General features: G+C 65.0%; 20 protein-coding genes. 15 read left to right on the forward strand and 5 right to left on the reverse strand.

The genetic code is table 11. The features are described 5' to 3' along the window. Window positions 1-254: 254 nt before the first annotated feature. The gene (locus L2Y96_RS01615) at window positions 255-3,122 is read left to right on the forward strand and encodes a M16 family metallopeptidase (RefSeq protein ID WP_247331387.1); all 2,868 of its coding nucleotides are present in this window, start codon (window positions 255-257) and stop codon (window positions 3,120-3,122) included. 91 nt (window positions 3,123-3,213) lie between these two features. Then, window positions 3,214-3,633, forward strand: a complete 420-nt coding sequence (locus tag L2Y96_RS01620; protein WP_247331388.1) for a DUF4156 domain-containing protein — start codon at window positions 3,214-3,216, stop codon at window positions 3,631-3,633. Window position 3,634: 1 nt separating this feature from the next. Here the strand turns inward: L2Y96_RS01620 and L2Y96_RS01625 are convergent, their stop codons facing one another. Beyond that, window positions 3,635-4,546 carry a LysR family transcriptional regulator gene (locus L2Y96_RS01625; protein WP_247337243.1) on the reverse strand — a complete coding sequence of 304 codons (912 nt, stop codon included), beginning with the start codon at window positions 4,544-4,546 and terminating at the stop codon, window positions 3,635-3,637. A gap of 119 nt (window positions 4,547-4,665) precedes the next feature. Here L2Y96_RS01625 and L2Y96_RS01630 point away from each other — a divergent pair, with 119 nt between their 5' ends. The 4 genes from L2Y96_RS01630 to L2Y96_RS01645 all read left to right on the forward strand — a co-directional run bounded on the left by L2Y96_RS01630 (window position 4,666) and on the right by L2Y96_RS01645 (window position 7,634). Continuing rightward, on the forward strand, window positions 4,666-5,409 hold the full coding sequence (locus L2Y96_RS01630) for an SDR family oxidoreductase (RefSeq protein ID WP_247331390.1): 744 nt from the start codon (window positions 4,666-4,668) through the stop codon (window positions 5,407-5,409). 31 nt (window positions 5,410-5,440) lie between these two features. After that, entirely contained in the window at window positions 5,441-6,334 is an 894-nt protein-coding gene (locus L2Y96_RS01635) for an SDR family oxidoreductase (protein WP_247331393.1), read from the forward strand. Between the two features lie 198 nt (window positions 6,335-6,532). Beyond that, a complete protein-coding gene (locus L2Y96_RS01640; RefSeq protein ID WP_247331394.1) occupies window positions 6,533-7,108 on the forward strand; it encodes a DUF416 family protein in 576 nt (191 codons plus the stop codon). Window positions 7,109-7,211: 103 nt separating this feature from the next. Further along, window positions 7,212-7,634 carry a hypothetical protein gene (locus L2Y96_RS01645; protein ID WP_247331396.1) on the forward strand — a complete coding sequence of 141 codons (423 nt, stop codon included), beginning with the start codon at window positions 7,212-7,214 and terminating at the stop codon, window positions 7,632-7,634. Here the strand turns inward: L2Y96_RS01645 and L2Y96_RS01650 are convergent. The 3 genes from L2Y96_RS01650 to L2Y96_RS01660 are packed head-to-tail and all read right to left on the reverse strand — an operon-like array spanning window position 7,622 to window position 10,444. Further along, window positions 7,622-8,128 (reverse strand): cytochrome P460 family protein, encoded by a 507-nt coding sequence (locus L2Y96_RS01650; RefSeq protein ID WP_247331398.1) that lies wholly within the window; start codon window positions 8,126-8,128, stop codon window positions 7,622-7,624. The two genes, L2Y96_RS01645 and L2Y96_RS01650, sit on opposite strands and share 13 nt — an antisense overlap. Next, window positions 8,125-9,180 carry an alpha/beta fold hydrolase gene (locus tag L2Y96_RS01655; protein ID WP_247331400.1) on the reverse strand — a complete coding sequence of 352 codons (1,056 nt, stop codon included), beginning with the start codon at window positions 9,178-9,180 and terminating at the stop codon, window positions 8,125-8,127. Before L2Y96_RS01655 ends, L2Y96_RS01650 begins: the two co-directional genes overlap by 4 nt. A 13-nt stretch (window positions 9,181-9,193) precedes the next feature. Continuing rightward, window positions 9,194-10,444 (reverse strand): epoxide hydrolase family protein, encoded by a 1,251-nt coding sequence (locus L2Y96_RS01660; protein WP_247331402.1) that lies wholly within the window; start codon window positions 10,442-10,444, stop codon window positions 9,194-9,196. Between the two features lie 347 nt (window positions 10,445-10,791). Between L2Y96_RS01660 and L2Y96_RS01665 the strand changes: the two genes are divergently transcribed. Then, window positions 10,792-11,454 carry a response regulator transcription factor gene (locus L2Y96_RS01665; protein WP_247331403.1) on the forward strand — a complete coding sequence of 221 codons (663 nt, stop codon included), beginning with the start codon at window positions 10,792-10,794 and terminating at the stop codon, window positions 11,452-11,454. A gap of 15 nt (window positions 11,455-11,469) precedes the next feature. Here L2Y96_RS01665 and L2Y96_RS01670 read toward each other — a convergent pair whose 3' ends face one another. Further along, window positions 11,470-13,983, reverse strand: a complete 2,514-nt coding sequence (locus tag L2Y96_RS01670) for a hypothetical protein (RefSeq protein ID WP_247331405.1) — start codon at window positions 13,981-13,983, stop codon at window positions 11,470-11,472. Between the two features lie 279 nt (window positions 13,984-14,262). On the opposite strand from L2Y96_RS01670, the gene L2Y96_RS01675 reads away from it, so the two are divergent. From L2Y96_RS01675 to kdpC, 8 genes are all read left to right on the forward strand, one after another. Further along, window positions 14,263-16,692: a glucose/quinate/shikimate family membrane-bound PQQ-dependent dehydrogenase gene (locus tag L2Y96_RS01675; RefSeq protein WP_247331407.1), complete on the forward strand. Its 2,430-nt coding sequence runs from the start codon at window positions 14,263-14,265 to the stop codon at window positions 16,690-16,692. 99 nt (window positions 16,693-16,791) lie between these two features. Continuing rightward, on the forward strand, window positions 16,792-17,706 hold the full coding sequence (locus tag L2Y96_RS01680) for a LysR family transcriptional regulator (protein WP_247331408.1): 915 nt from the start codon (window positions 16,792-16,794) through the stop codon (window positions 17,704-17,706). A gap of 160 nt (window positions 17,707-17,866) precedes the next feature. Further along, the gene (locus L2Y96_RS01685) at window positions 17,867-21,100 is read left to right on the forward strand and encodes an efflux RND transporter permease subunit (RefSeq protein ID WP_247331410.1); all 3,234 of its coding nucleotides are present in this window, start codon (window positions 17,867-17,869) and stop codon (window positions 21,098-21,100) included. Next, window positions 21,090-22,271 (forward strand): efflux RND transporter periplasmic adaptor subunit, encoded by a 1,182-nt coding sequence (locus tag L2Y96_RS01690; protein ID WP_247331411.1) that lies wholly within the window; start codon window positions 21,090-21,092, stop codon window positions 22,269-22,271. Before L2Y96_RS01685 ends, L2Y96_RS01690 begins: the two co-directional genes overlap by 11 nt. Continuing rightward, window positions 22,249-23,694, forward strand: a complete 1,446-nt coding sequence (locus L2Y96_RS01695; protein WP_247331413.1) for an efflux transporter outer membrane subunit — start codon at window positions 22,249-22,251, stop codon at window positions 23,692-23,694. The genes L2Y96_RS01690 and L2Y96_RS01695 overlap by 23 nt, the downstream gene beginning before the upstream one ends. A 172-nt stretch (window positions 23,695-23,866) precedes the next feature. Further along, on the forward strand, window positions 23,867-23,947 hold the full coding sequence (gene kdpF, locus L2Y96_RS23020; protein ID WP_425492639.1) for a K(+)-transporting ATPase subunit F: 81 nt from the start codon (window positions 23,867-23,869) through the stop codon (window positions 23,945-23,947). Window positions 23,948-24,059: 112 nt separating this feature from the next. Then, on the forward strand, window positions 24,060-25,763 hold the full coding sequence (gene kdpA, locus L2Y96_RS01700; RefSeq protein ID WP_247331415.1) for a potassium-transporting ATPase subunit KdpA: 1,704 nt from the start codon (window positions 24,060-24,062) through the stop codon (window positions 25,761-25,763). A gap of 10 nt (window positions 25,764-25,773) precedes the next feature. Continuing rightward, window positions 25,774-26,352, forward strand: coding sequence for a potassium-transporting ATPase subunit KdpC (gene kdpC, locus L2Y96_RS01705; RefSeq protein ID WP_247331416.1), 579 nt, complete (start codon window positions 25,774-25,776; stop codon window positions 26,350-26,352). The last annotated feature ends 2 nt before the right edge of the window (window positions 26,353-26,354 follow it).

Consider the following 26,354-nt stretch of genomic DNA (forward strand, 5'->3'; position numbering starts at 1 on the left):
ATCGGTTCCTTGGATGGGGCATCGCCCCGGGCATGGGTATTAAGGCAAACGCCGTGCCATGTGGTCAGAGCCGCCAATCAGCTGATTCGCATGAGGTTTGTCAGGTTGAACATGGTCGCCAAGGTGTCCGCGGACACGGCCACGCGCCCAGCGGACACCGTCCGGGCGTCCGTTGGGCCACGGATTGCGCCCGAAGGACTGCAACGGCTAGCCTCAGTGCGGTAACGGGCCACGAAGGCCCCAAGGAGCCGTGCATGAAGAAACGCCTCACCCTGCTGGCCGCAGGCATGATGACCTTCGTCGGTGCCGCCTCAGCGGCTTCCCCCTCCAGCGATACCATCCCCGATATCCCCTTCACCCGCTTCCAGTTGCCCAACGGTCTGACCGTCGTGGTGCACGAAGACCACAAGGCGCCAGTCGTTGCCGTCAGCGTCTGGTACCACGTGGGCTCGGCGGATGAGCCGGCCGGCAAGACGGGTTTCGCGCACCTCTTCGAGCACCTGATGTTCTCCGGCTCGGAGAACCACAAGGGCACCTACTTCCAGCCGTTCGAGCTGGCGGGCGCCACCGATCTGAACGGCACCACCTGGTTCGATCGCACCAATTATTTCGAAACCGTCCCGACCACCGCGGTCGACATGGCGCTGTGGATGGAATCCGATCGCATGGGCCATCTGCTCGGCGCCATCGGCCAGAAGGAGCTGGATACCCAGCGCGGCGTGGTGCAGAACGAAAAGCGCCAGGATGAAAACCGCCCCTACGGCCGCGTCGACGAAAACGTGCTGCTCAACACGTATCCGGCCAACCACGCTTACCACCACGACACCATCGGCTCCATGGCCGACCTGGATGCGGCCTCGCTCGCCGACGTGAAGAAGTGGTTCCACGATTACTACGGCGCGGCCAACACCACGGTCGTGCTCGCTGGCGATATCACGGTGGCGCAGGCGAAGGAAAAGGTCGCGAAGTACTTCGGCGACATCCCCGCCGGCCCGCCGGTGCCGCGCCAGCAGGCGTGGATCACGCCGCTGGAAAAGAACACCACCGCCGTCCAGCACGACCAGGTCGCGCAGACGCGCATCGTCCGCACCTGGATCGCGCCGCAGCTCGGCACGGATGATTCGGTCAGCCTCGATCTCGCCACCACGGTGCTTGGCGGTGGCAAGACCTCGCGCCTGTACCAGCGCCTCGTCTATCAGGACAAGCTCGCCGATGACGTTAGCGTCGCCATCGCGCCGTTCGCCCTGGCCAGCCAGGTGCAGCTCACGGTCGATGTGAAGAAGGGCGTCGACGAGAAGAAGGTCGACGCCGCGATCGCCGACGTGTGGAAGGACTTCCTCGCGAAGGGCCCGACGGAAGACGAACTCGCCCGTGCGAAGACCATCAACCGTGCCGCCTTCGTGCGCGGCCTCGAAAAGGTCGGTGGCCGTGGCGCTGGCAAGGCCACCATCCTCGCCGAGGGCCAGGTGTACCAGAACGATCCGGGTGCCTATAAGAAGGACCTGGAGCGCGCGCAGGCCGCCACGGTGGCCTCGGTGCTCGCGTCGTCCAAGGCATGGCTGGGCAAGGGCAGCTACACGCTGACCGTGTTGCCGGCCCCGCCGGGCTTCGATCCGGCCGCTGAAGACAAGGCGGTGAAGGGCCTCGCGGACGCCACCGGCCGCCCGGCGGCGGTCATGCCGGCGGCAAAGACCTACACCACCGACAAGTCCACGGTGGATCGCGCGTCGGGCGTGCCCTCCGTCACGACCTTCCCCGACCTCACCTTCCCGAAACTGCAGCGCGGCAAGCTGAAGAACGGCATCGAAGTGGTCCTGGCCGAGCGCCACACCATCCCGGTGACCCAGGTGCAGTTGCTGTTCAACGGCGGCTACGCGGCGGACGAGGGCCGCAAGCTCGGCACCGCGAGCTTTACGTCGCAGTTGCTCGAAGAAAGCACCAAGTCGCTGGACTCGGTCGAGATCGCACGCCGCAAGCAGCGCCTCGGCGCTATCGTGGGGGCGGGTTGCGCGCTGGATACCTGCAGCGTGTCGCTGAATGCGTTGAACACCGACCTGCGTCCGTCGCTGGACCTCTTCGCCGATGTGGTCCGCAACCCGGCGTTCAAGGCCGAGGATATCGAGCGCGTGCGTGGCCAGTGGATCGCAGGCATCCAGCAGGAGAAGACCGAGCCCGAGGGCATGGCGCTGCGTACCTTGCCGCCGCTGCTCTTCGGCAAGAACCATCCGTACGGCATCCCGTTCACCGGTAGCGGCACCGAGAAGGCCATCGCCTCGCTCACCGCCGCTGACCTGACGGCCTTCCAGCACGACTACCTGCGGCCCGACAACGCGCGCATCCTCGTCGCTGGCGACACCACGCTCGCCGAGATCCTGCCGCAGCTCGATGCAGTGTTCGGCGACTGGACGCCGCCGGCCACGCCGGTGCCGAAGCGCAACGTCGGCGAAGTGGCTATCCAGCCGAAGCCGCGCGTGTACCTGATCAACCGCACCGATGCGTCGCAGTCGCTGATTCTCGCCGGCCTTATCGCGCCGTCGACCAAGGCGAAGGATGCGCTGCCGCTCGGCATCGCCAACGGTGCGTTCGGCGGCAGCTTCACCTCGCGCCTCAACATGAACCTGCGCGAAGACAAGCGTTGGGCCTATGGCGCCGGCAGCTTCCTGCTCGATGCCCAGGGCCAGCGGCCGATCCTGTTCTACGCACCGGTCCAGACCGACAAGACGGCCGAGTCGGCTGCGGAGATTCTCAAGGAGTCGCGTGCCGTCATCGGTGACAAGCCGCTGACCGCCGATGAAATCGCCAAGATCCGTTCGCAGCGCGTGCGTGCCCTGCCGGGCAGCTTCGAAACGACCTCGGCGGTGCTCGGTGCGATGAATGGCATCCTCATCTACGACCGCCCGGACGACTACGTGCAGACGCTGAAGCAGCGTGTGGACGCGGTGGACCAGAAGTCGGCAGAGGCCGCACTGTCCGCGGTGCTGAAGCCGGACGCGTTCACCTGGGTCATCATCGGCGACCTGCGCAAGATCGAAGCACCGGTGCGTGCCCTGAACCTGGGTGAGGTGCACGTCATCGACGCCGACGGCAACCCGGTGAAGGCCGCGAAACCGGCTGGCAAGTGACTGATCGCGAAGGCGCGCTGAGGATTCTCATCGCGCCTTCGCTTCGCACGGGCTAGCATTGCCCCGTAACGCGACCCCTCCGGAGCCACCCATGCGTAAAGCCGTCCTTCTTCTTATCCCCCTCGCCACCTTCGCGCTCAGTGCGTGCGACTGGGGCATCAAGCTCGACGACAAGGCGCGTAACGTGCGCACGGCGTGGAACGGTGATGTCGGCCAGTGCAAGGAACAGGGCAAGGTCAGCGTCTCGGTCACCAGCCGCGTCGGCCCCGTCGATCGCAGCGACCTGAAGGTGCGCGACGAGCTCGAAGTGCTTGCCCGCAACGAAGCCGCCAAGCTCGGCGCCGATACCGTGAAGCCGCTCGGCGAACCGCGCGACGGCTCGCAGGACTGGGGTGCTTACACCTGTGGCAGCCGCGTCGTCGGCCCGCAGGGCAACAACCCGCCGCCTCCGCCCCCGCCGCAGAACGGCACGCCGCAGGCCGGCTTCGAGACCGTGCCGCTCAAGAACTGAGTCACAGCATGCGCACCCCTTCGCCCGCACGCGCGGCGAAGGTGGTGGCCACCCAGTCGATGAACACCCGAACCCGCGGCGAAAGCTGCCGGTTATGCGGGTACAACAGGGACACCGGCGTCTCGGTCGGTGGGTAGGCCGGCAACACTTCCACCAGCCGGCCTTCGGCGATATCGCGGATCGCGTTGTAGTACGGCACCTGGATCATGCCGAGGCCGAGCAGCGCGAGCGCCTTGTTGGTTTCCGCGCCGGTCACGGACACGACGGAAGGCAGCTGCACCGTCCGCACCTGGCCATCCTCGACGAACTCCAGCGGCAACGTGCCGCCCGTGGCACTCGAGAAGAATCCGATGGCCTGGTGGCCGTCGAGGTCATCGGGCGTGCGCGGCGTACCGTGGCGCTCGAGATAGGCGGGGCTGGCGAGGGTGACCTCGCGCAACATCGCCAGCCGCCGGCCGGCCATGCTGCTATCGGCCAGGTCGCCCGCCCGCAGCACGCAATCCACGCCCTCGCGGACCAGGTCGACCCAGCGGTCGCCCTCGCCGATATGCACGTGCAGCCCGGGGTAACGGGCCAGGAAATCCGGCAGCGCGGGCAGCACGAAGGTGCGGGCCAGGATCCCGTGCATGTCTACCCGGAGCAGCCCGGTCGGCCGGGCATCGGTGAACGCCGCTTCGGCATCTTCCACATCAGCCAGGATCGCCACGCAACGGCGGTGGTAGGCCTCGCCATCCAGGGTGGGCGTGACCGTACGCGTGGTGCGCTGGAGCAGGCGCACGCCCAGGCGCGTTTCGAGCCGTTTGATCGCTTGAGTCACCGTGGATCGGGGCAGGTCCAGGTCCGCCGCGGCGGCCGTGAAGCTGCGCCGTTCCACGATCCGGACGAAGAGCCGCATGGTGTCGAAGCGGTCCATGGACATGGCTTTGTTCCATTGAATGGAATAGTGATGCCCAATCTACCCTGATTATCCGTGGCGCTACAACGCGCATGCTTCTCGTCGCCCGGCACTGTCGCCGGATCCGGAGAATCGAGATGAACGAGCAAGCGAACACCAAGGTTGCGATCGTCACGGGCGCCTCGCGGGGTATCGGCGCAGCGGTGGCCAAGCGGTTGGCGAGTGACGGCTTCACCGTCGTTGTGAACTACGCGGGCAATGCGAAGGCCGCCGAGGAAGTGGTCGGCGAGATCACGGCTGCTGGCGGCAAGGCGATCAGTGCGCAGGCTGATGTCTCCAAGCCGGCTGACGCGCGCCGTCTGTTCGACCAGGCCACAGAGGTTTACGGCGGCGTGGATGTGCTGGTGAACAATGCTGGCGTCATGGCCCTCGCCAATGTCGCTGATCTGACGGACGAAGACTTTGATCGCCTCTTCGACATCAACGTGAAGGGCAGCTACAACACCATGCGCGAAGCCGCGAAGCGTCTGCGCCATGGCGGCCGCATCATCAACTTCTCGTCGAGCGTGGTGGGGTTGCTGCAGCCGGGGTATGCGCCTTATGCCGCGACCAAGGCCGCGATTGAAGCCACCACGATGGTGCTGGCGCGTGAGCTGCGTGGCCGCGAGATCACCGTGAATGCGGTGGCTCCCGGTCCGACCGCTACGGATCTCTTCCTCACCGGCAAGTCCGATGAACTGATCGATCGTCTCGCCAAGCTGGCGCCGCTTGAGCGCCTGGGTACGCCGGATGACATCGCTGCCGCGGTGGCCTTCCTCGCTGGCTCGGACGGTGCCTGGATCAATGGCCAGGTCCTGCGTGCCAACGGCGGCATCATCTGATTCGCGTCCCCTTCGCAAAGGAGCATCTTCCATGAAACAGACCATTCTGATCACGGGCGCTTCCAGCGGCTTCGGCCTGCTCACGGCACGCGCCCTGGCCGACGCTGGCCACACCGTTTACGCCAGCATGCGCGATATCGCCGGCCGCAATGCGCAGCAGGCCGAGGCCGTGCTCGCCGAAGCGCGCGAGCGCAAAGTTGATCTGCGCGTTGTCGAACTCGATGTCACGTCCGATGCTTCGGCGCAGGCGGCCATCGATACGGTGCTGCGTGAAGCGGGCCGCCTCGACGTGCTCGTGCACAATGCCGGCCACATGGTGTTCGGCCCGGCAGAGGCGTTCACGGCGGAACAATACGCCCAGCTGTACGACGTCAACGTGCTTGGCACGCAGCGGGTCAATCGCGCCGCGCTGCCGGTCATGCGCAAGCAGGGCAAGGGCTTGCTGCTCTGGGTCTCGTCGAGCAGCACGCGCGGTGGTACGCCGCCGTTCCTCGCACCGTACTTCGCAGCGAAGGCCGCCATGGATTCGCTCGCGGTGAGCTACGCCGGTGAGCTCACGAAGTGGGGCATCGAAACCTCGATCATGGTGCCTGGTGCGTTTACCAAGGGCACGAACCACTTCCTCCACGCGGGCAAGCCTTCCGATGCCGCGATCGAAGCGGCCTACATGGAAGGCCCGTATGCAGGCATGCCAGACCGCATCCTCAAGGGTCTTGCCGCACTCGAGCCCGCAGATGCCGACGCCGCCGTCGTCGCCACGAAGATCGTGGAAGTGGTCGACATGCCCTTCGGCAAGCGTCCGTTCCGCGTTCACGTCGACCCCTCGCAGGACGGCGCGGAGATCGTCAATGGTGTGGCCGACCGCGTGCGTCGCGAGCTGTTCTACCGCGCAGGCATCGACGAGCTGCTCGCGCCGGTGGTGTGAAGCTCCCCATGCCGACGAGCAATGGCCAGACAGAGGCACGCCTAAAGCGGGCGTGCCTCTGTCTGATGGCGCTTGGAAAGCCGCGTGAGTGCCACCTGGCTAACCATCGGTTGCATCGCCATTCGTAACTTAAAGTTCATTGGCTAAGGGCTAGTCGAACACCTAGATTCCCGCGATCACACGCAGTGCGATGACACCATGCCTCATGCATTGACCGCCCAGATCGTGCTCCCCCAACTCGAGCTGCTCGACAGAGGAAGGCAGATCGCGTTCGGTATCTTCATGCTTGAACGCGCGATGCCGCTACTCATGCAGTTCCAGAAGGAGGTGGGGTGGACAGGCGGGGGTGGCCTGGTCCGTGCGGCCCTGGCGCAAGTATGGGCCGCACTCGAGGCGGATGATGATCGATACCTCCGCTTCCTTACCGAAGACCACTGTGACCGGGCACTGCCCGATTCGGAAGACTTCGGACCCTATGTCTCTGCCGCGATCGATACGGTCGATATGGCCTGCAATCTTCTCGCGTTCCTGGAGAGCGGCGATACGGCAGGCTTAGTGGAGTGCGTGGAGCGCCGACAGGATACGGTCTGGATGATGCTTCCTGATGAATTCATCGGTAGTGAAGTGTCGCATCCCTTTGTAACCGAGGAGGTAGCCTTCCTGGAGAGCGACCTCTCGGCGCTTCAGAGCGCACCTGTCAAAAGGAGCGAGCTTGTGACATGGGTGCTGGAACGCATCGACACGCAAGGATACCGAGCGTTGCGGTTACCGTGATCCCGTCGAATGCGCGTCGCCGGCTGGTCGATGAGAATGACCCGCGAGCGGCAATCAATGGGCTCCAGCATGCCACTGAGCCTGATCAGAAGGAGGCCGGGTCGTGAGAGTCCTGTTTGACAAGCTTTGCATCATGGCGATGATCGCCGGCGCGACCATGGCTTTCGGTGGGTGGCCCGGCCAGGCTTGGGCGTACGATGTCCCCAAGCGCACGCTCGAAGAGCGCGTGCGCCTGGCGGATCTCGTGGCAGTCGTGTCGATCAAAGATCTGGATGAAGCCCGGGGAATGCAGCCGCAGCTCGCAACACTTGCCATCGCCACTCTGCTGAAAGGACATGCTGGGCCGACCGTCCGCATGGTATTTCACGAGGGAATCGCTGAACTTGATCCTGAATGTTGCGAGCTGGGCAAGACCTATTTCGTCATGTTGAGGCGCAATGCAAACGGGAGCTACTCGAGTGTGGATGGGCCGTACGGTGTGTTCGAGGTAAACGCGCGCGTTTTACCTGTCCGTCAGGGCGCGTAGCGAGTAAAGACGAGATCGTGATCCTTTACGTTCGCCTTGTGGCAGCCGAGGCACGACTGGTGCTGGGCGAGGTCGGCGGGTTTGCCGTTGATGAAACGACCGAAGCCCCAGCCGCCTGAGGCAGCGTACTTCTTCGAGTCTTTCACCATGACCTGCACCGTGGTGGCCGCGCCGGGCACGTAGGCCGGCGCGAACTCCTTCGACTGCACGTGCTTCCAGGCCAGCTTGACCAGCACCGAGCCGTCCGGGAACGGAAGGGTGCCGTCGCGATAGGCCTTCACGGCGATATCGTTGCCCACGACCACGCGGAGCTCATCGAGCGGCGGTGATTCATGCGCTGGCGCGATGAACTCCCAATGCCGGTAGCCCTCCGGAACCGTCACGCCGTAGATGGGTGACTTCTCCGCTTGGTTATCGGCGCTCGCGGCCAGGGTCGCCGCCGTGGCGAACGCCCCGGCGGCGATGGCAAACAGCGCGATCAGCGGGCGGTTCATGCCAGCTTGTCCACGTCGATGATCGCCTGCGCAAAGTCCTTCGGCGCTTCCTGCGGCAGGTTGTGGCCGATGCCGCCGCTGATCGTGCGGTGCGAGTACTTGCCGGTGAATTTCGAAGCGTACGCCGCAGGCTCCGGATGTGGCGCGCCGTTCGCATCGCCTTCCATCGTGATAGTCGGCACGGTGATCACTGGCGCCGTTGCCAGCTTCGCTTCGATCGCGTCGTACTTCGCCTCGCCTTCTGCGAGCCCCATGCGCCAGCGGTAGTTGTGGATCACCAGCGCCACATGATCCGGGTTATCGAACGCGGCCGCGCTGCGATCATACGTCGCGTCGTCAAAGTCCCACTTCGGCGAGGCAAGCTTCCAGATCAGCTTGTTGAAGTCATGGCGGTTCGCGTCGTACCCCTCGCGGCCGCGTTCGGTCGCGAAGTAGAACTGGTACCACCACTGCAGCTCAGCCTTCGGCGGCAGCGGCTTCTTGCCCGCTTCCTGGCTACCGATGAGATAGCCGCTGACCGCGACCAGCGCCTTCACGCGCTCCGGCCACACGGCCGCGACGATATCCGCCGTACGGCCGCCCCAGTCGTACCCGCCGAAGGTGGCCTTCTTGATCTTCAACGCGTCCATCAGGTCGATGATGTCGGTTGCCAGCGCAGCCGGCTGGGCGTTGCGCGGGGTAGCGGCATCGACGATGCGCGTGCTGCCATAACCGCGCAGGTACGGGATCACCACGCGGTAGCCCTTCGCCACGAGGATCGGCGCGACTTCCGCGAAGCTGTAGATGTCATACGGCCAGCCGTGCAGAAGCATCACCACGGGGCCCTTGGCGGGGCCCATATCCACATAGCCGACATCGAGCGCGCCGGCGCGGATCTGCTTTAGCGGGGGGAACGCTGCCGTGCCGCTGGATGACGCAGCGGCGCCCGCGCCACCACCTGACGTTGCGGGTGCGGCGCTAGCCATGCTGGTGAGCCCGAGCTGGCCCGCGGCCATGGCCATGGCGCTTACGCCGAGGAAGCGGCGACGGGTGAAGTTGTGTTCTGAGGACATGGGGAAGTCTCCGTTAACGCAGGGTCTTGAAGGCGGCGCGGATCTCTTCGACGAAGAGCTGGGGCTGTTCCCACGCGGCGAAATGGCCGCCCTTGTCGACTTCGTGGAAGTAATAGAGCGACGGGTAGGCGCGTTGCGCCCAGCTCTTCGGCGTGCGGTAGATCTCGTACGGGAATACGGTGATCGCTACCGGTACCTTGATGTCACGGGTCTTCTGCGCTTCGGCGCTGAAGTTGTTGTTATTGTTTTCCCAGTAGAAGCGCGACGCCGAGGCACTGGTGTTGGTCAGCCAGTAAAGGCTGATGTCGTCGAGCATTTCGTCGCGGGTGAGCACGCCATCGGGATGGCCGCGGTTATCGCTCCACTGCACGAACTTCTCGTACATCCAGGCGGCTTCACCGCTGGGCGAATCGGCGAGCGGGTAGCCGATGGTCTGCGGCCGCGTCACCATCATGGCGCCGTACGCCGCGTTGCGGCCGAAGAACTGGCTGAGCTCGTCGAATGCGCGCTTCTCATCCGGCGCGAGGCCTGCCGGCGCGGGGTCGCCGCCGAAGATCGGCTTCACCAGTTCGGGTGGGATCGCGGCCGGCATGTTCAGGTGGATGCCCAGCAAGCCCTGCGGCGCCTGGCGCGCGAGCGCATCGGAAATCACCGAGCCGTGGTCGCCACCCTGGGAGACGTAGCGCGTATAGCCCAGGCGATGCATCAGTGTATCCCACGCCTTCGCCACGCGATCCGGACCCCAGCCCGTGCCCTTGGGCTTGCCGGAGAAGCCGTAGCCCGGGATCGCGGGGATCACGACGTCGAACGCATCCTCCGCCTTCCCGCCATGCGCGGTCGGGTTCACCAGCGGATCGATCGTCTTCAGGAATTCGATCGGGGAGCCGGGCCAGCCGTGGGTGAGGATGAGCGGCAACGCGTTCGGGTTCTTCGAGCGCACGTGGATGAAATAGATATCCACGCCGTCGATCGTGGTGACGAACTGCGGCAGCGCATTGAGCTGTGCCTCGAACCGGCGCCAGTCGTAGCCCTTGCCCCAGTAGGTGACCAGGGCCTGCACCTTGGCGAGCTGGATGCCCTGTGAGTCGTCATTGACCGTTTCCTTGTCCGGCCAGCGCGTTCCCGCGATGCGGCGGTGCAGGTCCGCCAGGTCCTTATCGGAGACGTGGACGTGGTAAGGCCGGATCGACGTGTCGTCCGTGGCGGACGCGATGCTGGCGGTGCCCAGCAGGGCGAGGCCCAGCGCGAGGATGGCTGCACGCATTCGGTGTTCTCCATGGGGATGAAGAACGATCACAGCAGACGCCACGGGACGCGGCGATTGCACCTTGGTATCGACCATACCAACGTATCATGGCGCTGCAGGCCCCGCATCGACACCTAAGTATCATGGGCACCACATGTGGCAGGGCGCATGCTTGGCGGCCGGTGCCTGTTACGGGCTGGAACGGTTGTCGATTCCTATCGTCTTTATCACGCCATAGGCGGATTCCGCCTCGTTCGCGCCGTTGATGGCGGAAGGCGCGGTAGCATGCCCGTGGAAGCCGTTCGGCGATGCCGGCCGCGGTGTTGAGGCGATACGGCGATCGTTCGATCGAGGAGGCCACCGTGATGCCACGGGCGTGTGAACAGACCAGCGTGCGCCGGCGCGTCACGGCACAGCCGGCGCTTCCCGTGGTTTACGTCGTGGACGATGACGTCTCCATCCGCGAATCGCTCGAAGCCCTGCTTCGCTTCGCGGGCTGGCGGCCGTTGCTCTTCGCCAGTGCCTCCGCGTTCCTTGACCATGTGCGGGAAGACGTACCGTGCTGCCTCGTGCTGGATATCAACATGCCTGGGCTGAGCGGACTCGAGCTGCAGCACCACGTCGCGGGCGACGCCCGGACGATGCCGATCATCTTCATTACCGGCTGCGGTGATGTCGCCATCACCGTGCGCGCCATGAAGGCCGGTGCCGTCGACTTCCTTACGAAGCCGTTCGACGCGGATGCGCTGCTTAGCGCTATTGCCGGCGCCATCGACACGAGCCGGAACGTGCTTGAGGCGCGCCGGGCCACGCGCCACCTTCGCGAAGCGTTCGAAGCGCTCACGACCCGTGAGCGCGAAGTCATGGCCATGGTGGTGGCGGGCAGCATGAACAAGCAGATCGCGGTGGACCTCGGCATCAGCGAGATCACGGTCAAGGCCCACCGCGGCAAGGTCATGCGCAAGATGCGCACGCGCTCGCTGGCCGAACTCGTGGCGATGGCCGCGATACTTCGCGACCATGCCTGAGCGCGAGCTCGCGCCTTAGGGCGAGCCGGGCCACATCCGGTTGACCCATGCTTCGTACGTAGCGACGCGCGTGGGCTCCGCTCCCATCTGCTTCGCCTTCACCACGCCGTAAAGATCGGTCTGTTCCGTGGTGCGGCGATAGTAAGGATCTTCGCGCATATAGAGACGGCCATCGCTCGCTACGCCGAGCGGCTCGCGCGTGGCATCCAGGCAATAACGGAAGCCCGAATAGGTCTCTGAATCGCCGAGCATCGTGTTGGCCGGATCGCAGCGACGCCACGCGGAGGCATCGGTCGAGGCGTACAGGCCGTTGAACTGCGCGATCGCACCATTGACGACTTCGAGCAAGAGACCCGGCTGGATGTTATCCAGGTAGCGGAACTTCGACGGCCATACACCCAGCAGCACGTCGTTATCCATGAACACCACCGGGCTGAGATGCTTCTCCGCCTGCGCGCGCCCGTAGCGGCCAATGTTGGCAACGAGGTCGGGCTGGCTCGGATCGTAGAGCGGCAGATCGTTGTGGACGTACTGCGCCGCCTTGATGCGTGCCTGGAGCAGGCGCGTGAAGTGTGTCGATTGCTCGTCGCGCGCGGTGGCATCTGCATCGCCCACGAGGTTGCCGAGGTACTCGTCGAAGCCGGTCAGGTACGGCCAGTCCATCGGGTAGTTCACCCAACCGCTCTGCGCACCGGCGTTCACCGTCATCTGCAACTGGTACCACTGGTTGGTGCGGTAGTAAGAGGCCGGCACCTGGCCTGCTTCCCAGCCAAGGATCAGGTCGCGCTTCGTCGAGCCATCGGGATTGAACTCGGTCTGGTAGAGCATGTGCGGTGCGAGGTAGAACGGCCCCGGCGTATTGAACGGCCAGCCGTGCGCCTCGCCACGGCCCTGCCACGCGCCGGTCTGCGTTTCGCGATCGCCGATGAAGTGGCGCTGGTCGCCTTCCAGGTGGAACGCCTGCGACCACTCCCACTGCTTCACTGCGGTCCAGTGCATCACGCTTGCCATGGCTCTTTCGATGAACGCTTCGTTGGTGAAGCCGGACGCCGGTGCGAGCGCCATGGTGGCGGTGGAAGCACGTGCCTGCAGGTGATCGGCGCCGACCTGTGCGCCATAGACGCCATTCCCCGCGATGTGGTTGCCGCGGCCGCCGCCGAGGAAGCCGTACGCCTCCCATCCAAACGCGGTGAAGCGCGTCTGGATGTCATCGCGGTCCGCTGCGGATAGCGTGGACCAGTCGCCGGTGGTGATCGGCGCGTGCGCCTGCAGCCACGCCGTGATGGCCTCATACTGCGCATCCGGCACGTACACGTGATCGCCGCTGCCGCTGAAACGCGCACCGTCGTGGAACGAGCCATCGGCCGCACCCGGCTCCCAGATATCGTCGGGATGAATCGTGGGCAGCCACGCGTTCCAGTCGGGGAATTGCAGCGGCACCGGCGTCTCGCGCACGTTAAGCGTCGCGGCCGGGTCCATGACGCGGTCGATATCCGCCTGTGTAAGCGGATCAGTCCCATCGGGTGCCTTACCGAACAATGCGCGCACCGCTTGCCGCGGCGTCGTCAGTACGGCTTCCAGGCCTGCGCCGGCGGCCCACTGCGTTTCGCAGCCGGTGCCCGTGCAATCGAGGCCCGGACCCGGCTGGTAGGGCGGGTTCCAAGGCCGGCCTTTTTCCGCATAGGGCACATCGCGTTGCGAATAGCGGATATACGCTGCGATCTGCTTGCCTTGTTTTGCTGTCAGGCCGTGGAACGCGGCACGCGTAGCGATCGCGTTGTTCGAATAGTTGAAGTACTGCAGGTCACGGCCATCTTCCGCGTGACAGGACGAACACGACGCATGCAGCGTGCGCGGCACGATGGGCGACTTGATGTTCTGGTCGGCGGCGTACCACAGCGTGCGGCCTGCATCGGCATCGGCCGACCATGCACTGCCGGCCGCTCGCTCGCGCTGAGGATCGGTGTGCACGATCGTGGTGTCGTCCGTGCGTTGGCCACCGTCGTTGCGGAATTGCAGGTCGAGTACGCGAAACCCATCGGTCTCGCCGTCGGTACCGTTGAAACGGAACTGCACGCGGTTCGCGCCCGCCGCCAGGCGACCACGGGTCGCGGCGTCGAGAGCGAGCGAAATGTGTGCGGTATACAGGCCACCATTGATGCCGCCATGCAGGCGTTCGGCCGGATCGAGCACGACGTGTGCGTCATCGATATCCACCCATGCCGCGGCATCGGTGCTGGCGGCGCCCAGAACGCGCACGCTGGCTTTCACCTTGGGTGGTGGCGCGTTTACGGCCTCGTATTCGGGTGCTCCATAGAAACCGCAGCGATGGCAGGTGAACCACAGGCTCGTCGTGGTGCCGGCTTGAGCGGCAGGCAGGTCGAGGGTCACCGTGCGCACCGTGGGGCTGGTGGGCAGGCCGGCGCCAAGCACCTCGATGGGCACGGTGACCGTGGCCGCGTTCGACGGCAGGGTGACGGCGGCGAGGCTGGCAACAGCGGCCAGGACGAGGGGGCGGGCGAGAGCCATCCGGAAGGCGCCAGGGCAGGGAAGGTGCGGCCGAGGCTAGGAACGGCTGGTGGGTTGGCATTGAACGTTTGTGCGAATGCGGAGAGGCGTCGCAAGAAACTGTGGCCTGCTTCTCATCCGGTGGGTAAGACCCCAGCGGTGCGGCATCACTGCCCGTGCGGCAAATTGACCCATTTTGTTGCTCTGCAACATAAATCGGCGCAGCCTTTTTCGGACCGACGTGGCGACCCTTGACCGGCGGGGGGCAAGGCGACGCGCCACGGCCGCACAGAGGAAAACGTGAACTTACCCGCACAACGATCCGGCGCTTCCGCCGCGCATCCCGATTCATCCGAAGACACGCAAGGTCCCTGGCTGGCCAGGATCACCTCGGTCGTCACCCTGCTCTTCGGCGCTGCCGTCACCGTCGGCGGCGTCTGGCTGGCCACCCTGGGTGGCTCGTTCTACTACGCCGTGGTCGGCCCGCTGCTGCTGGTCACTGGCATTCTCATGTGGCGTCGAAGCCGCCACGCGTACAGCGTGTTCGCACTGGTGCTGCTCGGCACCCTGGTGTGGGCCATCTGCGAAGCCGGCTTCAACTTCTGGAAGCTCGCCCCGCGCCTCGACGTGCTCGTGATCCTGGGCATCTGGATGCTGCTGCCTTTCGTGTTCCGCCGCCTCACGCGCGCCCGCACGTCGGCGTGGAAGCCGCTCGCGAGCGTCGTGGGTACGTCGGCCATCGTGTTGCTCGTGTCGATGTTCATCCACCACGACGAGATCCGCGGCAACCTGCCGGACGTACCGTTCGACGGTGTCGCGCAGGGCGATACGAAGGATGTGCCGGATACCGATTGGCACGCCTATGGACGCACGTCGTATGGCGACCACTCGTCGCCGCTGAAGCAGATCACGAAGGACAACGTCAGCAAGCTCAAGGTGGCCTGGACGTTCCGTACCGGCGACATGCCCGGCAAGGACGATCCGGTCGAGACCACCTTCGAAGTGACCCCGTTGAAAGTCGGCCACACGGTGTACCTGTGCAGCCCGCACCAGCGCGTGTACGCACTGGATGCCGCCACGGGCCAGCTGAAGTGGAAGTTCGATCCGGAAGTGAAGGACGACCCGACCTGGCAGCATCTCACCTGCCGCGGTGTCTCGTATCACGAAACGCCGGATATGGCGCGTACGACCGACGGCGCGGAGCCGCCGGCCGAGTGCCGCAAGCGCCTCATCCTGCCCACGAACGACGCCCGCCTCATCGCCCTCGATGCCGATACCGGCGAGCGTTGCACCTCGTTCGGCAAGAATGGCGAGATCGACCTCAACGATGGCATGACCGTGAAGACACGTGGCTTCTTCGAAGGTACCTCGCCGCCGGTCGTGACGAAGCAGATGGTGATCATGGCCGGCTCGGTCACCGACAACTACTCAACGGTCGAACCGTCGGGCGTGATCCGCGGCTTCGATGTTTACACAGGCAAGCTGGTGTGGGCATGGGATTCGGGCGCGAAGGATGAAAACGCGCTGCCGTCGGCGACGCATCACTACACGCCGAACTCGCCGAATGCCTGGACGGTGATGTCGGCCGACGAAAAGCTCGGCATGGTGTACGTACCGGTCGGCATGTCCACGCCGGATATCTGGGGCGGCAATCGCACGCCGACCATGGAGCGCTATACCAGCTCGCTGGTGGCCCTCGATATCGCGACGGGCAAGCGCATCTGGTCGTACCAGACCGTGCACCACGATCTGTGGGACATGGACTTGCCGTCGCAGCCGAGCCTCGTGGATCTGAAGACGCCGCAGGGTGTGATCCCGGCGATCTACGCGCCGGCGAAGACGGGCAACATCTTCGTGCTCGACCGCCGCACCGGCAAGCTCGTCGTGCCCGCGCCGGAAACGCCGGTGCCGCAGGGCGCTGCCAAGGGTGACTGGACTTCTGCCACGCAGCCGTACTCGCAGCTCACGTTCCAGCCGACGCAGAAGCTGACCGATGCGGACATGTGGGGTGCCACGATGCTCGACCAGCTCGCGTGCCGCGTCATGTTCAAGAAGATGCGCTACGACGGCCCGTTCACGCCGCCGAACCTGCAGGGCACGCTGGTGTACCCGGGTAACGTGGGCATGTTCGAGTGGGGTGGTATCGCGGTAGATCCGGATCGCCAGATCGCCATCGCCAATCCCATGGCCATGCCGTTCGTTTCGCAGCTGAAGGAACGTGGCCCGGATAACCCGGCCGCCCCGAACGCGCAGCATCCGCCGGGTAGCGAAGTCGGTGTGCAGCCGATGTACGGCACGCCGTACGGTGTGGACCTGCACGTGTTCCTCTCGCCGATGGGTCTGCCGTGCCCGGCACCGCCGTGGGGTTACATCGCAGGCATCGATCTGCGCACGAACAAAATCCTGTGGAAGCACAAGGTGGGCACCACGCGCGATTCTACGCCGTTGCCGCTGTCGTTCGAACTGGGCATGCCCATGCTCGGCGGCACCATGGTGACCGGCGGTGGCGTGGCCTTCCTGACCGCCACGATGGATAACTACATCCGCGCCTTCGACGTCACCACCGGCAAGCTGCTCTGGCAGGATCGCCTGCCTGCCGGCGGCCAGTCCACACCGATGACCTACTCGGAGAACGGCAAGCAGTACATCGTGACCGCCGCGGGTGGCCACGGTAGCTTCGGTACCAAGCTGGGCGATTACGTTATCGCTTATAGCCTGCCGGAACAGTAAGACCTGGAAGGTGGCGGCTCTCGGCCGCCACCTTTCCTCGCTGGAACGCGGGCGAAAGGTGCACGCGGCAAAATCCTGCTTTTCGACGCCAGCAACCTCATGCCAGCCGGAATCCAGCCCGCCGAACTTCCCTTCTTCGTGGCGCTCGCCACGGCCGGCTCGCTAAGCGCGGCCGCCCGCCAGCTCGGTGTGACGACAGCGGCGGTGAGCAAGCGTCTCGCCGCGGTGGAAGCGCGGCTCGGCATGCCACTGGTCAACCGGACCACGCGCCGGCTGAGTGTCACGCCGGAAGGAGAAGTGCTACTCCTGCATGCTCGCCGGATCCTCGCGGATATCGAGGCGCTCGATGACCTCATGGAAGCGAACCGCGAATCGCCACGTGGCCTGTTGCGCATCAATGCCACATTCGGCTTTGGGCGTATCCATGTGGCACCCGCGATCATCGGCTTCACGCAGAAATACCAGGACGTCGATGTCCGCCTGGTGCTTACCGAAGCGCCGCAGCCCTTCGCCGAAGATGCCTTCGATATTGGCTTCTGGTTCGGCGAGCCGCCAGAGACTCGTGTCATCGCGCGACGCATTGCTTCCAATGAGGGTGTGCTCTGCGCGTCTCCCGCGTATCTCGACCGGCATGGCACGCCGACGCATCCGAGGGACCTGTACCATCACCATTGCATCGACGTGCAGCAGGGCCCGGATGCCTGCGCGCCGTGGCGAATGTTTCCCACGGATCCCGTGCAGGGCGAACCGGAAGTCATCAAGATCCGGGGCGGCCTTGCCACGAATGACGGCGAATCCGCGGTGCTATGGGCGCTGGCCGGTCTCGGCATCGTCAAGCGATCGGGATGGGTCGTTGATCACCACCTGAAGGCCGGACGCCTGGTGAAAGTGCTTCCCGATTGGGAAATGCCCGGTGGTGGTATCCACGCGCTATATGCCAGACGTCACCTTGGCTCGCATCGCGTGAAGCTTTTCCTCGACCATCTTGCGGACACGTTGCCGCACCTCGCGTGATCGTGTCGCACGACGAGCGCTGTCTTTACGCGCCATCAGCGCCTTGCGACACCGCGTACCGGGCATTGTTAACCTGAGGAAAAGGTGGAGTTGAGCCGGGCGGCGGTTCGCGCAGCGCACGGGGTTGAAGACTGTACGCAGCGATTCCCCGGACAAGCCCATGCTAAACCTGGTGCGCATAGCGCTCTCCAAGCCGTACACCTTCATCGTCCTTGCACTGGCCATCCTGATCGCCGGCCCGCTTGCCGCGCTCAATACGGCCACGGATATCTTCCCCAACATTGGCATCCCGGTGATCAGCGTCGTGTGGACCTACACCGGCCTGCCGCCGGCGGATATGTCGGGCCGCGTCGTTTACTACTACGAGCGCACGCTTACCACCACGGTCAGTAACGTGGAGCACATCGAGTCCGAGTCGGTGAACGGCGCGGCCGTGGTCAAGATCTTCTTCCAGCCGGGCGTCGATATCCGCACCGCAACCGCGCAGGTGACGTCGGTATCGCAGACGGTGCTGAAGCAGATGCCGCCGGGCATCACGCCACCGCTGATCCTCAACTACAACGCGTCCACCGTGCCGGTGCTGCAGATGGCGTTGTCGAGCAACAAGCTCAGCGAGGCCAACATCCGCGACCAGGCGCAGAACTTCATCATGCCTTCGCTGGTGTCGGTGCCGGGTATCGCCATCCCCGCGCCGTACGGTGGCCGCCTGCGCCAGATCGTGCTCGATCTCGATCCCAGTGCGCTGGCCGCCAAGGGCCTGTCCGCCCAGGATGTCGGCACGGCGCTGGCTGCGCAGAACCAGATCATCCCGGTGGGCACGGCGAAGATCGGGCAGTTCGAATACGACGTACGCCTCAACGATAGCCCCACCGCGATCGCGGCGCTGAACAAGCTCCCGATCAAAACGGTGAATGGCGCCACCATCACCATTGGCGACGTGGCCCACGTGCGAGACGGTTCCCCGCCGCAGACCAACGTGGTGCGTGTAGACGGCAAGCGCGCCGTGCTCATGTCCATGCTGAAGACCGGTGACGCCTCCACGCTTGCCGTGGTGGCCGGTGCCCGCGCCATGATGCCGATGATCCAGGAGACCGCGCCCAAGGGCCTGAAGCTGGAGCTGATGAACGACCAGTCCACCTTCGTCAAGGATGCGATCACCTCGGTGGCGCGCGAAGGCATCATCGCGGCGCTGCTCACCTCGGTCATGATCCTCGTGTTCCTGGGTAGCTGGCGTTCCACCGTGATCATCGCGGTGTCGATTCCCCTGGCGATTCTTTCTGCCATCGCGTTGCTCTCCATATCGGGGCAAACGCTCAACGTGATGACCCTGGGAGGCCTCGCGCTGGCCGTCGGCATCCTCGTAGATGACGCCACGGTCACCATCGAGAATATCAACTGGCATCTGGAGCAGGGTAAGGACGTCGAATCGGCGATCATGGATGGCGCCAAGCAGATCGTAGGCCCGGCGTTCGTCTCGCTGCTCTGCATCTGCATCGTGTTCGTGCCCATGTTCCTGCTGAAGGGCATCGCGGGCTTCCTGTTCCGGCCGATGGCGCTGTCGGTGATCTTCGCGATGGCCTCGTCGTTCGTGCTGTCGCGTACCCTGGTCCCTACGCTGGCGATGTACCTGCTCAAGCCGCATCACGTCGAAGGTGGCGCCGGAGAACACCCGGAGGATGCGTTCCTCAACCACCATAACGGCGACGAGGGCACCCGGCACCGCGGCCTCATGGCGTTTGCCCGCGCCTTCCAGCGCAACTTCGAAAAGGGCTTCTCGAAGGTCCGCGATACCTACTACGGTACGCTGGCCGCGGCACTCGCCAACCGCAAACGCTTCATCGTGGGCTTCCTCGCCTTCGTGCTCGCTTCCTTCGTCCTCATCCCCACGCTGGGCAAGGACTTCTTCCCTGCCGTGGACAGCGATTCGTTGTCGTTGCACGTGCGCGCCCCCATGGGTACGCGCATCGAGGAAACGGCCGCCGAATTCGATCACATCGAGAACGCGATCCGCCAGGTGATTCCGCCGGGCGAGCTGGGCACCGTGGTCGACAACATCGGCTTGCCGGTCAGCGGCATCAACATGGCCTACAGCAACGACGGCACCATCGGCCCGCAGGATGGCGATATCCAGATCGCCCTGAAGGAAGGCCACCAACCGGCGGCAGATTACGTGAAGCGCCTGCGCGAAGTGCTGCCCAGGCAGTTCCCAGGCACTGATTTCGCTTTCCTGCCCGCGGACATGTCCAGCCAGATCCTCAACTTCGGCGCGCCGGCCGCGCTCGATGTGTCGATCATGGGCCGCAACCTGCAGGGCAACCACGATTACGCGCTGAAGATCATGCAGGCCATGAAGGCCATCCCGGGCATCGCCGACGTCCGCATGCAGCAGAGCGATAGCTATCCGGAACTCGGTGTGGACGTGAACCGCACACGCGCCGACGAGCTGGGTTTCAACGAACGTGATGTCACTAATTCGCTGGTCTCGACGCTCGCTGGCACCTCGCAGGTCGCTCCCACGTTCTGGCTGAATCCGAAGAACGGCGTGTCGTACTCGATCGTCGCGTTGACCCCGCAGTACCACATGGACTCCATGGCAGACCTGAGCGGCTTGCCGGTCACCTCCGGCAACGGGCATTCGCAGGTGCTGGGCGGCCTGGCCAGCTTCAGCCGCGACACCACGGCCGCGATGGTCTCGCACTACAACATCATGCCGTCGCTGGACATCTACGCCTCGCTGCAGGGCCGCGACCTTGGCGCCGTCTCGGCTGACATCAACAAGGTGCTGGCCCAGTTCGCGGGAAGCCGGCCGAAGGGCACGCAGGTCGCGCTGCATGGCCAGAGCGACACCATGAATGAAGCCTTCACCGGACTGGTGTTCGGCCTGGCGGGTGCCATCGTGCTGATCTACCTGCTTACCGTGGTGAACTTCCAGTCGTGGGTCGACCCGTTCGTGATCATCACCGCGTTGCCCGCCGCGCTGGCCGGTATCGTGTGGATGCTCTTCATCACGCACACCAGCCTCTCGGTGCCCGCATTGACCGGCGCGATCATGTGCATGGGCGTGGCGACAGCCAACTCGATCCTCGTGGTCAGCTTCTGCCGCGAGCGCCTGGCCGAACACGGCGACGCGATGAGGGCCGCCATGGAAGCCGGCTTTACCCGCTTCCGCCCGGTGTGCATGACCGCCATCGCCATGATCATCGGCATGCTGCCGATGGCCCTGAGCCACGAGCAGAACTCACCGCTCGGTCGCGCCGTGATCGGCGGCCTCATCTTCGCCACCACGGCCACCCTGTTCTTCGTGCCGGTGATCTTCAGCATCGTGCACGCCAACGACGCCAAGAAGCGTTCCCTCCAAGCCCTTCCTTCGACCGGAGCCTCCCATGTCCACTGAAGCCTCCGCACCGGTGCCGAAGGCACCGCGACTGCGCCCCCTGATCATCGCGATCGTGGTGGGCGCGGGCGTCGCGGTTGCCGCGGGTCTTTCCATCCGCGCCTCTGAATACCACCAGCTGGCGACCTGGTCGCACGAGCAGGAGATCCCAACCGTCGCGCTCATGGCCCCGATCGCTGCGGGTACCGCGCAGCCGATGACGCTGCCTGGTCACATCGATGCCTGGACCAGCGCGCCGCTCCACGCGCAGGTCAGTGGTTACCTGAAGAGCTGGACGCACGACATCGGCAGCAAGGTGGCCGCGGGCGATGTGCTCGGTGTGATCAACACGCCGGCACTGGATCAGCAGTACGCCATGGCGAAGGCCACGCTGGTGAAGGCCGCAGCCTCACAAAAACTGGCCCAGGCCACCAGCCAGCGCTGGCAGGATCTGCTCGACGACCACTCGGTCTCGAAGCAGGAGGCGGACGAAAAGCAGAGCGACGCCGAAGTGGCGAAGGCGAACGTCACGGCGGCGCAGGCGGATGTCGATCGCCTCGCCGCGCTGGAGGCCTTCAAGTCCGTGGTCGCGCCATTCGCGGGAACCATCACCAGCCGCCAGACGGATGTAGGTGACCTCGTTTCGTCCACGAACGCTGCCGCGCCGGCGCTGTTCACGGTGTCCGATACCTCGCGCATGCGCTTGTACGTCAGCATTCCACAGGCGTACGCCGACGCAGTGAAGCCGGGCATGACCGTCACACTCAGTGTGCTCGAGCATCCGGGCACGCAGCTCACCGCCACGCTCATCGGCTCGTCCGGCGCGGTGAACCCGCTTTCCGGATCGATCCTGGCGCAGTTCGAGGTGCCCAACCAGAACGGCCAGCTCCTGCCCGGTGATTACGCCGACGTGCAGTTGCCCGTGACGCAGGAGGTCAACGCACATACGGTGGCAGCCTCGGCACTGCTGTTCCGTGCGCAGGGCCCGCAGCTTGCCGTGCTTGGTAGCGGCGATACCGTGGCGCTGCGCGATATCCATATCAGTGCGGACTACGGCGAGACCCTTGTGGTTGATCGCGGCCTGAAGCCGGGCGATCGCGTCATCGACCATCCGCCGGATTCCCTGATGCAGGGCCAGAAGGTTCACGTCGCCACCGAGGAGAACGGCCATGGCCCAGTGGCTAAGGCCTGAGCGTTCGCTCCGTCCGCTTTGCGCGGGTGCGGGTATGGCCGTGCTGCTCGCGGGCTGCTCGCTTGCGCCGGTGTACCACACGCCTCAGGTGCCGGTAGCGGCTGCCTACAAGACGTCCGACGATCCGTTCTGGAAGGACGCGGCGCCTGCTGATGAGCAGATGCGTGGCACGTGGTGGACCGCCTATGGCGATAAGACGCTCGATGACCTCGAGTCGCGTCTGGTGACGAACAACCCCACGCTCGCCGTCGCTGTTGCGCACTACGACCAGGCGGCCGCGTACGAGGCCGAGCAACGTTCGGCGATGGCACCGCAGGTCGACGATAGCGCGCAACCGCTGCGCACGCGCCAGTCGGACAACAAACCGTTGCGTGGTGCCAACCAGCCGGATACATACAGCGCGCGTGCGTTGGGTCTGTCGCTCAACTACGAGGTGGACCTCTGGGGTCGCGTGCGCAATGAAGTGGCCGCCGGCCATGCACGTGCCGACGCAGCGAAGGCCGACCTTGCGTCCGTGACCCTCAGCCTGCAAGCGCAGCTCGCCAATCTCTACGTCCAGGCACGCGGCGACGACATCCAGGCGCATATCCTCGATGACTCGTTGGGCGAGTACGCCAAGGGCCTGGCCATGACCCAGCGCCGCCTCGCCGTGGGCGTGGATTCCGGGTTGTCCGTCGCTCGCGCAAAGAACCAGCTTTCCGATGCACGCGCGCAGGCCGACGAAGTGAAGGCGCAGCGCGCGTTGCTTGAACATGCGATCGGCAGCCTCCTCGGTGAATCCGCCTCGACGTTCACGCTTCCCGCCGATACCTCGGCACTCGCCGTGCCGATGACGCCATCCAGCGTCCCGTCCGCCTTGCTGCAACGTCGTCCCGATATCGCAGCGGCGGAGCGCCGCACCTTCGCGGCGAATGCCGACATCGGCGTAGCCCGCGCGGCGTACTACCCGACCTTCAGTCTTGGCGGCCTATTCGGCTGGCAGGATGCAGGTGGCGGCCAGCTGGTCAACGCGGGCAACCGCATCTGGGCCGTCGGCCCCTCGCTGGTCGGTTCTCTCTTCGACGGCGGGCTCCGCCGCGCGCAGACCCGCGAAGCACGCGCCGTCTTCGATGAAGCCTCCGGTGCCTACCGCGTCACGGTGCTGAGGGCCTTCCAAGAGGTCGAAGACAATCTCTCGCTGGTCGGCAATCTCACCCGCGAAGCCGCCGACGAAGACGATGCGGCAGCGGCGGCGAAGGAAGCCGCCGGCATGGCCACGCACCGCTACGGCGAAGGCGTGGTCAGCTACCTCGATGTCGTCACCGCCCAGACCAGCTACCTGCAGGCAGAACGAGCTGCCCAATTCGTGCGGACACGACGTCTCCAGGCCAGCATCGACCTGGTGCGTGCGCTGGGCGGTGGGTGGACGAACGCCGGAGCCTGACGGCCAGGCGCACCCCTGGCGCGGTCCGCAGTGGCGGTCGCGCCACGTTCCCCGAAGCAGGGCCCGGCGGGCCTTGATACGGTCTTGATACACAAGCCAGTCATCTGCGCCGCGCCTTGAGCCGGCGCTCACTAGCATTCCATGGGGTGTCCCACTCCCCTCTGGAGCGCCCATGACCGTCATTGGCGGCCTGCTAGTCCTGGCCTTGTTCGCGTACCTACTGTACGCGCTTGTCAAACCCGAGCGTTTCTGACGCCACTGTTTCGAGGAATCCATGAACGACATCGTCTTTTTGGCGGTGGCGGCGCTTTTCTTCGCCGTCACGGCGGGTTTCGTCGTCGCCCTGGACAAGGTCTGAGCGCCTTATGTCCATCGATCTTCTTCAATTCGCCGTGGTCCTGGCCTGCATGGCCGGGCTCGTGTTCGTCGCGGGCCGCTGGTTAACCCGCGTACTAACCGAGCACGGACATATCCTGCCGGAACGGATCGGCTACCGGCTGCTTGGTGTGGAGCCGACGCGGGGCATGGACTGGAAAGCCTATGGTCTCGCGCTCGTGGCCAGCAACGCGGCGATGATGGTGCTCGGCTACGTGTTGCTTCGTGTGCAGGCACTTTTGCCGTTTGATGCGCTGCAACGCCCGGCGCAGTCGGCGGACCTCGCGTTCAATACGGCCGCGTCGTTCATCACCAACACGAACTGGCAGTCCTATTCGGGCGAATCCAGCCTGTCGAACTTCTCGCAGATGGCGGTGATCACCTTTCTGATGACCGTGAGCGCGGCATCGGGTATCGCGGGTTGCGCCGCCTTTATCCGTGGGCTTGCGCAGCGTGGCGGCAACGACGTTGGGAACTACTGGGTCGACTTCAGCCGGATCATCTGGCGCATCCTGCTGCCGATCTGCCTGGTGCTCTCGCTTGCCTATGTATGGCAGGGTATGCCGCAGACGCTAACCAGCTCCGTGGATGCGACGACCCTCGAAGGCCCCGTCCAGCACATGGTTGTCGGGCCGGTTGCCAGCCTTGAGGCGATCAAGCATGTCGGGACCAACGGGGGCGGCTTCTATGGGGCCAACGCCGCGCATCCCTTCGAGAATCCGACGCCGCTCACCAACCTCCTGCACATGCTGGCGATGTTCCTGATCCCCTCGGCGCTCACGTACGCGTTTGGGCGCATGCTCTCGCGCCGTCGCCAGGGCTGGGCGTTCCTGGCCGCGTTCCTCGTCATGTTCATCGGCTTCCTCTCGCTGGAGTACAGCGCCGAAAGGCAGGGCAATCCGGTATTCACCACGCTAGGCGTGGATCAGACACGTGGCGAGCTGCAGCCGGGCGGCAATATGGAGGGCAAGGAACTGCGTTTCGGTATCGCCCAGACCAGTGCATTCGTCGCTACCACGACAGCGGCTACCACGGGCTCGGTGGATGCGATGCACGATTCGCTGACGCCGTTGGGCGGCCTGGTGCCGATGTTCCTGATGATGCTCAACGACGTGTTCGGCGGCGTGGGGGTCGGCTTCATCAACCTTGCCGGCTTCGCCATCCTCACCGTGTTTCTCGTGGGCATGATGATTGGCCGCACGCCTGAGTTTCTCGGCAAGAAGATCGAAGCGCGCGAGATCAAGCTCGTGATGCTCGCCGTGCTTGCCCACCCCTTCATCATCCTTGGGTTCACGGCGCTAGCGTCGGTATGGCCTGGCGCACAGGCAAGCCTCGCCAATGCTGGTCCGCATGGCTTCAGTGAGCTGATCTACGCGTACACCTCGGGTACGGCGAACAACGGGTCGGCGTTCGCTGGGCTTAATGCGAACACACCGTTCTTCAACACGACCATCGGCCTCGCCATGCTGTTCGGTCGTTACTTCACGCTGCTGCCGATGCTGGCCGCCGCCGGCTGCCTGGCTACCAAGCGCACGGTACCTGAAAGCGCTGGCACATTGCCGACGGCCACGCCGTTGTTTACCGCGCTACTCGTGTTCGTCGTGCTGGTGGTGGGTGGTCTCACGTTCCTTCCAGCGCTTGCCCTTGGTCCCATCGTCGAGCATCTCGCCATGCTTGCCGGGCAGTTCTTCTGAGATAGCCACCATGACACATTCCCTCGTTCGTCCCGCTCTGGTATCGGCCGTGCTGTTCATGGCTATCACGGGCGTGGCCTATCCCCTGGCGAGTACCGCGCTCGCCACGGCGTTCTTTCCGAGCCAGTCGGCAGGTAGCCTCGTGCGCAACGGCGATACCGTGGTTGGCTCCGGTCAGCTTGGCCAGAACTTCACCCAGCCGCGTTACTTCCACCCACGTCCGAGCGTGACCGGTGATACGCCTTACAACGCGGCGGCCAGTGGTGCGAGCAACCTGGGCGCGACGAGCGCCAAATTGCGCGACGCGGTGGCCGAACGCGCTGCTGCCTACCGCAAGGAAAACCAGCTCCCTGCGAGTGCTCCGGTGCCGGTGGACGCGGTGACCGCTTCCGCCTCAGGGCTGGATCCCGATATCAGCGTCGCCAACGCGCTGGCGCAGGTATCCCGCGTGGCTGCCGCGCGACACGTACCAGCCGCTACCGTGGCGGACCTCGTGGCGCAGCAGCGCCAGGGCCGCCAGTGGGGCTTCCTCGGCGAACCCCGCGTGAACGTCCTTGCCCTGAACCGTGCGCTCGATGCGGCGCACTGACC

The sequence above is a fragment of the Luteibacter aegosomaticola genome (assembly GCF_023078475.1).
Taxonomy (GTDB): domain Bacteria; phylum Pseudomonadota; class Gammaproteobacteria; order Xanthomonadales; family Rhodanobacteraceae; genus Luteibacter; species Luteibacter aegosomaticola.

Bases quoted from the DNA above. Each gene is read 5' to 3' on its own strand.
- L2Y96_RS01615 (WP_247331387.1), top strand. From the start codon at position 255: ATGAAGAAACGCCTCACCCTGCTGGCCGCAGGCATGATGACCTTCGTC.
- L2Y96_RS01620 (WP_247331388.1), top strand. From the start codon at position 3,214: ATGCGTAAAGCCGTCCTTCTTCTTATCCCCCTCGCCACCTTCGCGCTC.
- L2Y96_RS01625 (WP_247337243.1), bottom strand. From the start codon at position 4,546: ATGGACCGCTTCGACACCATGCGGCTCTTCGTCCGGATCGTGGAACGG.
- L2Y96_RS01630 (WP_247331390.1), top strand. From the start codon at position 4,666: ATGAACGAGCAAGCGAACACCAAGGTTGCGATCGTCACGGGCGCCTCG.
- L2Y96_RS01635 (WP_247331393.1), top strand. From the start codon at position 5,441: ATGAAACAGACCATTCTGATCACGGGCGCTTCCAGCGGCTTCGGCCTG.
- L2Y96_RS01640 (WP_247331394.1), top strand. From the start codon at position 6,533: ATGCCTCATGCATTGACCGCCCAGATCGTGCTCCCCCAACTCGAGCTG.
- L2Y96_RS01650 (WP_247331398.1), bottom strand. From the start codon at position 8,128: ATGAACCGCCCGCTGATCGCGCTGTTTGCCATCGCCGCCGGGGCGTTC.
- L2Y96_RS01655 (WP_247331400.1), bottom strand. From the start codon at position 9,180: ATGTCCTCAGAACACAACTTCACCCGTCGCCGCTTCCTCGGCGTAAGC.
- L2Y96_RS01660 (WP_247331402.1), bottom strand. From the start codon at position 10,444: ATGCGTGCAGCCATCCTCGCGCTGGGCCTCGCCCTGCTGGGCACCGCC.
- L2Y96_RS01665 (WP_247331403.1), top strand. From the start codon at position 10,792: ATGCCACGGGCGTGTGAACAGACCAGCGTGCGCCGGCGCGTCACGGCA.
- L2Y96_RS01670 (WP_247331405.1), bottom strand. From the start codon at position 13,983: ATGGCTCTCGCCCGCCCCCTCGTCCTGGCCGCTGTTGCCAGCCTCGCC.
- L2Y96_RS01680 (WP_247331408.1), top strand. From the start codon at position 16,792: ATGCCAGCCGGAATCCAGCCCGCCGAACTTCCCTTCTTCGTGGCGCTC.
- L2Y96_RS01685 (WP_247331410.1), top strand. From the start codon at position 17,867: ATGCTAAACCTGGTGCGCATAGCGCTCTCCAAGCCGTACACCTTCATC.
- L2Y96_RS01690 (WP_247331411.1), top strand. From the start codon at position 21,090: ATGTCCACTGAAGCCTCCGCACCGGTGCCGAAGGCACCGCGACTGCGC.
- L2Y96_RS01695 (WP_247331413.1), top strand. From the start codon at position 22,249: ATGGCCCAGTGGCTAAGGCCTGAGCGTTCGCTCCGTCCGCTTTGCGCG.
- kdpF (WP_425492639.1), top strand. From the start codon at position 23,867: ATGACCGTCATTGGCGGCCTGCTAGTCCTGGCCTTGTTCGCGTACCTA.
- kdpA (WP_247331415.1), top strand. From the start codon at position 24,060: ATGTCCATCGATCTTCTTCAATTCGCCGTGGTCCTGGCCTGCATGGCC.
- kdpC (WP_247331416.1), top strand. From the start codon at position 25,774: ATGACACATTCCCTCGTTCGTCCCGCTCTGGTATCGGCCGTGCTGTTC.